Source organism: Cribrihabitans marinus (assembly GCF_900109035.1).
GTDB lineage: Bacteria > Pseudomonadota > Alphaproteobacteria > Rhodobacterales > Rhodobacteraceae > Cribrihabitans > Cribrihabitans marinus.
Map to the genome: position 1 here is coordinate 225,225 of NZ_FNYD01000001.1, position 9,854 is coordinate 235,078.

Consider the following 9,854-nt stretch of genomic DNA (forward strand, 5'->3'; position numbering starts at 1 on the left):
CGCAGGCGCTCAACAAGAAAAGGGCCGCGCCCGGCGGACGCGGCCCGAGACAGGCAACCGGCGCTCCGGCTCAGCCGACCAGTTCGGTTCCGGCGAAGAAATAGGCGATCTCGACCGCCGCGGTCTCGGGCGCGTCCGAGCCGTGCACGGAATTCTCGCCGACCGACTCGGCGAACTCGGCGCGGATGGTGCCGGGGGCCGCGTCGGCGGGGTTGGTGGTGCCCATCACTTCGCGGTTCTTGGCAATGGCGTTCTCGCCTTCCAGCACCTGCACGACGACCGGTTCCGAAGACATGAACTCGCACAGCTCGTCATAGAACGGGCGCTCGGCATGCACCTCGTAGAACTTGCCGGCCTGTGCCTTGGACATGTGGATCCGCTTCTGCGCGATGATCCGCAGCCCGGCCTCCTCCAGCTTGGCGTTGATCTTGCCGGTCAGGTTGCGGCGGGTTGCGTCGGGCTTGATGATCGAGAAGGTACGTTCCAGTGCCATGCGGCTCTCCTAGGGTAAGGCCGGCGCAGCGCCCGGCGTCGTGAAAATCCGCGGTCCGATAGCATGGCTCATCCGCAGGATAAAGGGGATTTGCGCCCCTCCCGAACCGCCCGAAGCGCGGCGTTTACTTACACGACTTTTTTTGTCAGCTATTCGATGCCCGTACCGGGTGATTCTGAAAACGAGGTATAACCAGATGAAATGTCCTGCTCTTCTAACGGCGACGGTCATGGCGGCGCCCGCGCTTGCCGACACTCCGATGCCGCTGACCTACGAGGTTTTCGAGACCGCCGTCGCGCATGTCGACCTCCAGACCTGCCCGGCCGAACTGGCCCGGGACGAGGTCTTTTGCCGGGCAACGCTCAACCATGACGAAGTCCATGTCTTTGCCTTCAGCTTCGACGGAGACAGCCCGATGATCGGCTTTGCGACCTACCCGATGCCCGCCATTCCGGCCGGCGCGAACTGATCGGGCCGCGCCAGCCGTCGCCAGCCGGCCGATCCCGACAGTTGAAAACCCCGGCGTTTTGAACGCCACGCAACCGGTGCTACGCTGTCATGCAGATGTCCAGCATGGAGCAGATGATGCCCGGACTCGACCGCAGACAATTTGCGATTGGCCTGACCAGCCTGCCGCTGGCCGCGACCCTGCCGCGCCCGGCATCGGCGCTGGGCGACAGCGGCATCCACGTGATCGACATGGGCAACGCGCCGTTCCTGGACCGCGAGGCGGCGCCCAGCGGCCTCGACGGCGCCGAGGCCTGCACACGGCCCAACAACGATTTCCTGCAGACCCTGACCAATCTGGGCGTCGACACGGTGATCCGCTACTATTCCGACCGCAACAACGCCAATCTCAACTGCAAGAACGTCACCCGGCGCGAGCGCGCCATCCTGGCCGAGCACGGGCTGGCGCTGGCCATCGTCTACCAGTTCGAGGGGCGGCGGAAGAACCGCTATACCGGCGCGCAGGCGCAGGCCGATGCCGAGTTCTGCCTGGCCCGCGCCCGGGTGATCGACCAGCCGCCCGGTTCCACGATCTATTTCGGGGTCGATTCCGATGCAGCCCTGAACAGCGACCAGGGTGTGCTGGACTATTTCCGCGCGGTGAACCGGATCTTCGGCGGGCGCTACTCCGTCGGCATCTATGCCGCTGGCGCGCGCTGCGACCTGATCCGCCGGGCCGGGCTGGCGCAGCGGTTCTGGGTGCCCGAGGCGCCGGCCTGGGCCGGTACGCGCGACTTCCTGAACAGCGGGCAATGGACGCTGTTCCAGAACAAGACCGACATCAACAACAGCGCCTTGACCGGCGGGCTGGGCCAGGTCCTGCATATCGACACCGACATCCTCAACCCCGCCGCCGGCAACAGCATCGGCGCCTTCACCGGGGACGGCGCGGAAAAGATCTATGATCCGGCCCGATTGCGCGCCGTGGCCGCCGCGCGGCACTGGGTCACGACCGACCGGCTGGAGGTGCATGCCGAACCGGGCGGCGAGGTGGTGGGCCATGCCTGCATCGCCCGGACCGTGCATGTCCTGTCGCAGGAGGGCGACTGGGCCTGGGTCGACCTGGACGAGGACGGGCTGCCTGACGGCTGGTGCCGGCGCGACGGGCTGGCGCCGCTGGACCGGATGCCGCGCTGGCGCCGCACGGATTGCAAGCTCATGGACATCTGAGCCGCCCGACCCGCCCCGGGCCTGACCCGGGGCCTCACCGGGCGCCATGGCGCGAGGTCCCGGGTCAAGCCCGGGACAGGGATCGCGCCGCACATCACCCGCACCCTTCAAGGAGCCTCTTCATGACACGATGCCCAATACTTGCCGCCGGCGCCGCCGCGCAGGGCATCCCGGCCCAGGTCTTCACCCTCGACCCGGCCCATGGCAGCGTCACCTTCGGCGTCAGCCATCCGGGGCTCAGCCAGTTCACGGCCGGGTTCGACACGCTCTCGGCCACGCTCACGCTCGACCCCGACGATCCGGACGCGGCCGAACTCGAGGCCGAAATCCTGGTCTCGTCGCTGGACCTGCCGACACCGCCGCTGGGCCTTCGCGTGGCGCTCATGGCGCCGCTATGGTTCGACGCCGACGCCCATCCCACGATCACCTGCCGGTCGGACGCGATAACGCGGACCGGGGACGATGCGGCGCAAATTGAAGGCACGCTCACGATCAACGGCATCGACCGGCCGGTTCGGCTGACCGTCACCTACAATGCCGGCTATCCCGCCGGGCTGTTCGAGCCGCATGCCCGCATCGGGTTCTCGGCCGAGACCGACACCAGGCGCTCCGAATTCGGCCTTACCGAGGGCATTCCCGGCGCCGGCTCGGAACTGGGCGTGGGCGACAGCGTGCGGATCCGCATCGAAGCCGAGTTCACCGGCACCGCCGCCGATTGACACTTCGGCGCCCCTGCGCCAAACCCCCGCCATGCTCAGGATCGAAAGTATATCCTACGCGGTCGAGGGCCGCCCGCTGTTCGACGCGGCCAGCGCGACGATTCCCGCCGGCCACAAGGTCGGGCTGGTCGGGCGCAACGGCACCGGCAAGACGACGCTGTTCCGGCTGATCCGCGGCGAACTGGCGCTGGAGTCGGGCCATATCGCCCTGCCCTCGCGCGCCCGCATCGGCGGCGTCGCGCAAGAGGCGCCGGCCTCGCAGGACAGCCTGCTGGACACCGTGCTGGCCGCCGACACCGAGCGCGCCGCGCTGATGGAAGAGGCCGGCACCGCCGGAGATCCCGCCCGCATCGCCGAGATCCAGACCCGGCTGGCCGATATCGACGCCTGGTCGGCGGAGGCGCGCGCCGCCTCGATCCTCAAGGGGCTGGGCTTTGACGATGCCGAGCAGCAGCGCCCCTGCGCCGATTTCTCGGGCGGCTGGCGGATGCGCGTGGCACTGGCCGCGGTGCTTTTCTCGCAGCCCGACCTGCTGCTGCTGGACGAGCCGACCAACTATCTCGACCTCGAAGGCGCGCTCTGGCTCGAGAACTACCTGGCGAAATACCCGCATACTGTCATCATCATCAGCCACGACCGCGGCCTGCTGAACCGGGCCGTCGGCGCGATCCTGCATCTGGAGGATCGCAAGCTGACCTTCTACCAGGGCCCCTATGACCAGTTCGCGCGGCAACGCACCGAACGGCTGGCCCAGGCCGAGGCGATGGCCAAGAAGCAGGAGGCCCGGCGCGCGCATCTGCAATCCTACGTGGACCGCTTCCGCTACAAGGCCGACAAGGCGCGCCAGGCGCAGTCGCGGCTCAAGGCGATTGCCCGGATGCAGCCGATCTCGACCCCGCAGGAGGCCGCCCTGCGCGCCTTCACCTTCCCCGAACCCGAGGAACTGTCGCCACCCATCATCACGATGGAGGGCGGCGTGACCGGCTATGGCGACAAGGCGGTTCTGCGCCGGCTGAACCTGCGCATCGACCAGGACGACCGCATCGCCCTGCTGGGCCGCAACGGCCAGGGCAAATCGACCCTGTCCAAGCTGCTGTCCGACCGCCTGCCGCTGATGGACGGCAAGACCGTGCGCTCGCGCAAGCTGCGCGTGGGGTATTTCGCCCAGCACCAGGTCGACGAGTTGCATGTCGACGAAACCCCGATCGAGCATCTGCGCCGGCTGCGCCCGGACGAGCCGCCGGCCAAGCTGCGCGCGCGGCTGGGCGGGTTCGGCCTGACCGCGGCGCAGGCGGAAACAAAGGTCGGGCGGCTGTCGGGCGGGCAGAAGGCACGTCTGTCGCTGCTGATCGCCACGATCGACGCGCCGCACATGCTGATCCTCGACGAGCCGACCAACCATCTGGACATCGAAAGCCGCGAGGCGCTGGTCGAGGCGCTGACCGACTATACCGGCGCGGTGATCCTGGTCAGCCATGACATGCACCTGCTGAGCCTGGTCGCCGACCGGCTGTGGCTGGTCTCGGACGGCACCGTCACGTCCTATGACGACGATCTGGACAGCTACCGGTCACTTCTGCTGGCCCGCGACAAGCCCGCGCCGAAGCCATCCGCGCCCAAACCGCGCCGGCCCGCCCGCGAGCGGCTGCAGGCCCTGCGCGCCGAGGTACGCAAATGCGAGGACCGTGTCAGCAAGCTGACCGAGATGCAGGACAAGCTGGCCGCCAAGCTGGCGGATCCGGCGCTCTATGACGACACGCAGAGCAGCGAGCTCGAGGTCTGGAACCGCAAATATGCCGAGGTGCGCACCGCGATGGACCGCGCCGAGGAGCTCTGGCTCAGGGCGCAGGAAAAACTGGAGGCCGCCGAGGCACGATGATCGACTCCGCTTTCCTGATCACGGCATTCGTCTCGCTTTTCGTGGTGATCGACCCGATCGGCCTGATGCCACTGTTCATCGCGCTGACCCAGGACAACACCGCGCATGAGCGGCGCACCATCGCCATCCGCGCCTGCCTGACCTCGGTCTTCCTGCTGGTGCTGTTCACCGCGCTCGGCGAGGCGGTGCTGGGCTTCGTCGGCATCTCGATGGCCGCCTTCCGTGTGGCGGGCGGCGTCCTGCTGTTCCTGACCGCGCTCGACATGCTGTTCGAACGGCGCACGAAGCGGCGCGAGGACCGGACCGAGGAGGAGGATTTTCCCGACCCCTCGATCTTTCCGCTGGCGATCCCGCTGATCGCCGGTCCGGGCTCCATCGCCACGGTGATCCTGCTGGCCGGGCAGAAACCGGGGATCGAGGGGCTTGCCGCCGTGATCGCGATCATGTTCAGCGTGGTGGCCATCGTCTTCGGTTTCTTCATGCTGGCCGGCCCGATCGAGCGTATCCTGGGCAAGACCGGCACCGTGGTCGTCACCCGCCTGCTGGGCATGTTGCTGGCCGCCCTGTCGGTCCAGTTCATCCTCGACGGTCTGCGCGACTTTGGATTTGCCGCCTGAGCGCCTATATCCAGACCGGACAAAGCGGGAGCCCTGACCATGGACGCGGACAACACGGCGCGAATTCTCTATCTCAGCCTGCTGGGCGCCGCGGTCGCGTTCTGGTTCTTCACCCAGAACCGGCAGAGCCTGGGCAAGACGATGCAGATGGTCGCGGCCTGGGTGTTCATCTTCATGGGCGTGATCGCGGTGGTCGGCCTGTGGGAGGACATTCGCGGCACCGTCTCGCCCGGAACGCGGATGACCGTCACCGACAGCCGGGTCGAGGTGCCGCGCGCGCCGGACGGACATTACTATCTGCAACTTCTGGTCAACGGCGAACCGGTCGATTTCATGGTCGACACCGGCGCCAGCCAGATGGTGCTGACCCAGCGGGATGCCGAGCGGGCGGGCATCGACCCCGACAACCTCAACTATTTCGGCCGCGCGATGACCGCCAATGGCGAGGTGCGCACAGCGCCCGCGCAGCTGGACAGCGTGACGCTGGGCCAGTTCACCGACAGCGACATCACCGCCTGGGTCAACGAGGGCGACATGGACCAGTCGCTGCTGGGCATGGAATACCTGCAACGCTGGTCGTCGATCCAGATCACCGGCGGCGCGCTTGTCCTGGCCCGCTGAGCTTGGCGCAAGCGCGGGTTCCGTCCTAAGGTGCCCGGCAACAAGCCCGGAAGGACCGCGCGATCATGGCCATTCCACCCCCTGACGCCGATGACATCCGGGCCCTGATCGCCCTGTCGCGCCAGCGCATCGTCAGCTTCGGCTTCTGCCTGGGCAAGCGGCCGGGCACGGCGGTCATGGTGATGCATCGCGACCGGGACGCCAGCGTGATGGCCCGCAAGGCGCGGCAGCTGGGCGAGACGCCCAGGCTGGCCTTCGGGTTCCTGTCCACGCGCGGCCGGGTGGTCACGCTGACCTGCGAGAACACGCCGCCCCCGCGCATCGCCAAACACGTCAAGAAGTTCCTCATGGGGCTTGGCCTGAAGGTCAAGGTGACGCTGGCGGCCCAAGGCAGTGCCGAGGCGCCGGACGAGGCCGACGAGGCCGACCCCGCCGAGACCACGAAACCCGTCCCGCGCGACGGCGACTGGGCGAAACTGCGCGAGGCCGTCGAATCCGCGGCCCGCCGGACAATCGAAGAGACCCCGGCGATCGGCGACAAGCTGACCGCCGCGCTGGCCATTGCCGACCGCAAGGCGCGCAGCGGCGACCGCCGGGGCGCGGCGCGGGCGTTGCGCCAGATCGTGCAGGCCTTCGGTCTGAACTGAGCTCAGCCCTCGCGGCGGATAAAGGGGGAATGGCTGGCCGCATCGGGGCGCAGCTGGCCCTGCGCGTCGAACTCGGCATCGGCGTTGAACCTCAGCGCCGGCCGGGCGTCGAACCCGGCGATCACCCCTTCCTGTGCGGCGAGCGCCGCCGTCAGCCGCGCCTGCAGCGCCCGTTGCGCCGCGCCCTCGTGATAGCCGTGCACGCCATGCACCGAAACCGGATCGAGAACCGTGAAGCCGAGGTAGCGCAGCGTATAGGCCACGGGCCACAGCAGCAGCGACAGATCCCCTTCCTTGCCGCCGGGGCCGCATTCCACCTCGGTCGCGCCGGTGGTGACGCAAAACATCGCCTTTCGGCCCAGAAAGCGGCCCCGGTCGAACCGCTCGTCGACGCTGTGCAGCGCGCCATGCACCAGCACCCGGTCGAACCACCCCTTGAGCACCGCCGGCGGCGCAAACCACCAGAGCGGGAAGTGAAAGATCACCCGGTCGGCGGCCTGCAGCTTGGCGATCTCGCCCGCCACGTCGCGCGGCAGGCCGTTGCCATCGGGCCGCCCGCCTTGCGCCTTGAGCGGATCGAAGGGCTGGTCCTTTTGGACCTGAGCATAATGCTCCGCCCGCTCGACCGCATCGAAACGCTGGCCGCACAGATCCGACCACAGCACCTTGTGGCCAAGTCGGCGTGACGCCTCTGCGCTGGCCTCGGCCCAGGCCCCGTTGAACGAACGCCGCTCGGGATGTGCCAGGACGATCAGGGTGGTGGTCATGGCGTGTCCTTGCCGCTCAGGCCTCGGCCTTCTTTTCCCACCGTCCCGATTCCTCGGACCAGTATTGCGCCGGACATCCCGCACCGGTCAGCGCCTTCCACTGGTCGCGCGCGGTCTGCACCGCCTGCGGGTCGGTGCCGTCGAACAGGATGCAGACCCGTTCCAGCGCCGCAACCTCGTCGGGCGCCACCTCGGCCCCGTCCACCGCCATCACGCAGACCGCCCCGTTGGGCGCCTCGGCCGCCGTGGTCAGCAGGATCGGCTGGTCGGCGTCATGCGGCCCGCCTGCGCGGCCATGCGGCAGGAACCCGTCCTCGGGCCCCAGCCAGAGCCTCTCGTCCAGCCAGTCGAGCCGGCCCGGATCGCGCCCGCGGACGGCGATGCGCCAGCCGGCGCCGCGCGCCTTGTCCAGAAGGACCGGCAGGGTCTCCTCCAGCGGGCGGCGCGTCAGGTGATAGAAATAGACCGCGCCCATTCAGCCCGCCGCCGCATGGGGATCATAGTCGCCGAAGCTCCTGATATGGCCCTCGGGGTCGCGCACCGAGAAATTCGAACCGCCATAATCCTGCGCCTCGAGCGGCATCACGATCTCGGCTCCGGCGGCGGCGATCCGGTCGTGGCGCGCGGCCACGTCATCGACCACCGCATAGACCGCCGTGGTTTCGCCGCCGACCTTGGCGGGATCGACCATGAACCGGCCGAAATCGCCGCCGTTCCACGGGCCGAACATGAACATGCCCTGCCCCAGCATCAGCTGCGCGTGCACGATCGCTCCGCTTGCGTCGCGGTGAACCGCGTGTTCGCTCGGGCCGAACACGCCGGTCAGAAACTTCAGCGCGGCCTCGCAGTCATGGTATCGGGTGGCGGCGATCAGCATTGCGGGATCCTCGTGGCGGCGGCTCTGCGCCGCCAAGATATCACGATCAGTCGCCGGTTTCGAACTTGTCCTTCACCAGCCGGTCCAGCGCCCGCACGCCCCACCCGGTCGAACCCTTGGGCGCATAGGCACCTTCGGACTTCACCAGCGCGACACCGGCGATGTCCAGGTGGATCCAGGGTGTCTCGTCCTTGATGAAACGCTGGAGGAACTGCGCCGCGGTGATTGAGCCCGCGGGCCGTCCGCCGACGTTCTTCATGTCGGCGATGCGCGATTTCAGCTGTTCGTCATAGGCCTTGCCCAGCGGCATCCGCCAGGCGCCCTCGTCCTCGGCCGCGGCCGATTTCAGGAAGGCATCGCAGAGCGTGTCGTTGTTCGAAAAGACCCCGGCGTTCTCATGGCCCAGCCCGATGATGATCGCGCCGGTCAACGTCGCCAGGTCGATCACCCCGGCGGGGTTGAACCGGTCCTGCGCGTACCAGAGCACATCCGCCAGGACCAGCCGCCCCTCGGCATCGGTGTTGATGATCTCGACCGTGTCGCCCTTCATCGATTTGACCACGTCGCCCGGGCGCGTGGCATTGCCCGAGGGCATGTTCTCGACCAGGCCCACCAGTCCCACGACATTGGCCTTGGCCTTGCGCAGCGCCAGCGCGCGCATGGTGCCGGCCACGACCCCGGCACCGCCCATGTCCATGGTCATGTCCTCCATGCCGCCGGCGGGCTTCAGCGAGATCCCGCCGGTGTCGAACACCACGCCCTTGCCCACGAGCGCCAGCGGCGCCTCGTCCTTTTCGCCGCCGCTCCACTGCATCACCACCACTTTCGAAGGGCTGTCCGAGCCTTGCCCGACGCTCAGCAGCGTGCGCATCCCGAGTTTTTCCAGCGCATCCTCGTCCAGCACCTCAACCTTGAGCCCGAGATCCTCCATGGCCTTCAGGCGGTCGGCGAACTCGGTCGTGGTCAGCACGTTGGCCGGCTCGTTGACCAGATCGCGGGTCATCATCACGCCCTCGGCCGCCGCCTGCAGGGGCGCGAACGCCTCGGCCGCGGCGTCCGGCTTGGAATGGGCGATGGTAATCTCGGCCGTACCCTTGTCGTCCTTGTCGTCATCCTCGGCGGATTTATGCGCGTCGAACTTGTAGCTGCGCAGGGCAAGCCCCAGCGCCAGGTCGGCCGCGCGCCCCTGGTTGCCCGCCATCAGCAGAAGCGGCTTGCCGCCCAGCCCCTTGGCCAGCGCCGCGCCGGCCTTGCGCGTCTCGGTCGCATCGGCGCGGCGCGGCAGGATCAGCACATCGAGCGCCTCGGCCGCCAGTCCCGCGGGCCAGGCCAGCGAGATCACGTCGCCGCTTTTAACCTTGGAGAACCGCTTGCTGTCGACCAGCCGGGCCAGCGCCCCCTTGGTCAGCCGGTTGGCCCGACGTGCCCCGGGATCCAGCTTGCCGTCGGGCGTCACGATCACCGCGACGCGGCCTTCGGCGGTTGCGATGGCGTCCAGGTCGGTGGGCTGGAATCGGATCGGGATCGTGCGGCTCATCTCGGGCTCCTCGGTGGTTG

12 protein-coding genes are annotated in these 9,854 nt (G+C 68.3%); 7 read left to right on the top strand and 5 right to left on the bottom strand.

Annotated features, from left to right (window positions below):
* Positions 1–70: 70 nt before the first annotated feature.
* Positions 71–493, bottom strand: a complete 423-nt coding sequence (gene ndk, locus BMX57_RS01085; protein WP_092361678.1) for a nucleoside-diphosphate kinase — start codon at positions 491–493, stop codon at positions 71–73.
* A 229-nt stretch (positions 494–722) separates the two neighbouring features.
* On the opposite strand from ndk, the gene BMX57_RS01090 reads away from it, so the two are divergent.
* From BMX57_RS01090 to BMX57_RS01120, 7 genes are all read left to right on the top strand, one after another.
* The gene (locus tag BMX57_RS01090) at positions 723–962 is read left to right on the top strand and encodes a hypothetical protein (protein WP_229724134.1); all 240 of its coding nucleotides are present in this window, start codon (positions 723–725) and stop codon (positions 960–962) included.
* Between the two features lie 116 nt (positions 963–1,078).
* Complete coding sequence (locus BMX57_RS01095; protein WP_177175357.1) at positions 1,079–2,170, top strand: glycoside hydrolase domain-containing protein; 1,092 nt, start codon at positions 1,079–1,081, stop codon at positions 2,168–2,170.
* A gap of 122 nt (positions 2,171–2,292) precedes the next feature.
* A complete protein-coding gene (locus tag BMX57_RS01100) occupies positions 2,293–2,889 on the top strand; it encodes a YceI family protein (RefSeq protein WP_092361682.1) in 597 nt (198 codons plus the stop codon).
* A 31-nt stretch (positions 2,890–2,920) separates the two neighbouring features.
* Positions 2,921–4,768 (top strand): ABC-F family ATP-binding cassette domain-containing protein, encoded by a 1,848-nt coding sequence (locus tag BMX57_RS01105; RefSeq protein ID WP_092361684.1) that lies wholly within the window; start codon positions 2,921–2,923, stop codon positions 4,766–4,768.
* Entirely contained in the window at positions 4,765–5,385 is a 621-nt protein-coding gene (locus BMX57_RS01110; RefSeq protein ID WP_092361686.1) for a MarC family protein, read from the top strand. The genes BMX57_RS01105 and BMX57_RS01110 overlap by 4 nt, the downstream gene beginning before the upstream one ends.
* Positions 5,386–5,424: 39 nt before the next feature.
* Positions 5,425–6,006: a retropepsin-like aspartic protease family protein gene (locus BMX57_RS01115; RefSeq protein ID WP_092361688.1), complete on the top strand. Its 582-nt coding sequence runs from the start codon at positions 5,425–5,427 to the stop codon at positions 6,004–6,006.
* 65 nt (positions 6,007–6,071) lie between these two features.
* Positions 6,072–6,653 carry a hypothetical protein gene (locus tag BMX57_RS01120; protein WP_092361690.1) on the top strand — a complete coding sequence of 194 codons (582 nt, stop codon included), beginning with the start codon at positions 6,072–6,074 and terminating at the stop codon, positions 6,651–6,653.
* A 2-nt stretch (positions 6,654–6,655) separates the two neighbouring features.
* Here the strand turns inward: BMX57_RS01120 and BMX57_RS01125 are convergent, their stop codons facing one another.
* From BMX57_RS01125 to BMX57_RS01140, 4 genes are read right to left on the bottom strand one after another with little or no spacing between them, the layout of a single operon-like run.
* Entirely contained in the window at positions 6,656–7,420 is a 765-nt protein-coding gene (locus tag BMX57_RS01125) for an NAD(P)H-dependent oxidoreductase (protein WP_092361692.1), read from the bottom strand.
* 16 nt (positions 7,421–7,436) lie between these two features.
* Complete coding sequence (locus BMX57_RS01130; protein ID WP_092361694.1) at positions 7,437–7,895, bottom strand: DNA polymerase III subunit chi; 459 nt, start codon at positions 7,893–7,895, stop codon at positions 7,437–7,439.
* Complete coding sequence (locus BMX57_RS01135) at positions 7,896–8,297, bottom strand: VOC family protein (RefSeq protein ID WP_092361695.1); 402 nt, start codon at positions 8,295–8,297, stop codon at positions 7,896–7,898. It abuts the gene before it with no gap.
* A 46-nt stretch (positions 8,298–8,343) separates the two neighbouring features.
* A complete protein-coding gene (locus BMX57_RS01140) occupies positions 8,344–9,834 on the bottom strand; it encodes a leucyl aminopeptidase (RefSeq protein WP_092362197.1) in 1,491 nt (496 codons plus the stop codon).
* Positions 9,835–9,854: the final 20 nt, after the last annotated feature.

What these genes read in the sequence shown, in the direction of transcription:
- ndk (WP_092361678.1), bottom strand. Translation starts at nt 493, where the DNA reads ATGGCACTGGAACGTACCTTCTCGATCATCAAGCCCGACGCAACCCGC.
- BMX57_RS01090 (WP_229724134.1), top strand. Translation starts at nt 723, where the DNA reads ATGGCGGCGCCCGCGCTTGCCGACACTCCGATGCCGCTGACCTACGAG.
- BMX57_RS01095 (WP_177175357.1), top strand. Translation starts at nt 1,079, where the DNA reads ATGCCCGGACTCGACCGCAGACAATTTGCGATTGGCCTGACCAGCCTG.
- BMX57_RS01100 (WP_092361682.1), top strand. Translation starts at nt 2,293, where the DNA reads ATGACACGATGCCCAATACTTGCCGCCGGCGCCGCCGCGCAGGGCATC.
- BMX57_RS01105 (WP_092361684.1), top strand. Translation starts at nt 2,921, where the DNA reads ATGCTCAGGATCGAAAGTATATCCTACGCGGTCGAGGGCCGCCCGCTG.
- BMX57_RS01110 (WP_092361686.1), top strand. Translation starts at nt 4,765, where the DNA reads ATGATCGACTCCGCTTTCCTGATCACGGCATTCGTCTCGCTTTTCGTG.
- BMX57_RS01115 (WP_092361688.1), top strand. Translation starts at nt 5,425, where the DNA reads ATGGACGCGGACAACACGGCGCGAATTCTCTATCTCAGCCTGCTGGGC.
- BMX57_RS01120 (WP_092361690.1), top strand. Translation starts at nt 6,072, where the DNA reads ATGGCCATTCCACCCCCTGACGCCGATGACATCCGGGCCCTGATCGCC.
- BMX57_RS01125 (WP_092361692.1), bottom strand. Translation starts at nt 7,420, where the DNA reads ATGACCACCACCCTGATCGTCCTGGCACATCCCGAGCGGCGTTCGTTC.
- BMX57_RS01130 (WP_092361694.1), bottom strand. Translation starts at nt 7,895, where the DNA reads ATGGGCGCGGTCTATTTCTATCACCTGACGCGCCGCCCGCTGGAGGAG.
- BMX57_RS01135 (WP_092361695.1), bottom strand. Translation starts at nt 8,297, where the DNA reads ATGCTGATCGCCGCCACCCGATACCATGACTGCGAGGCCGCGCTGAAG.
- BMX57_RS01140 (WP_092362197.1), bottom strand. Translation starts at nt 9,834, where the DNA reads ATGAGCCGCACGATCCCGATCCGATTCCAGCCCACCGACCTGGACGCC.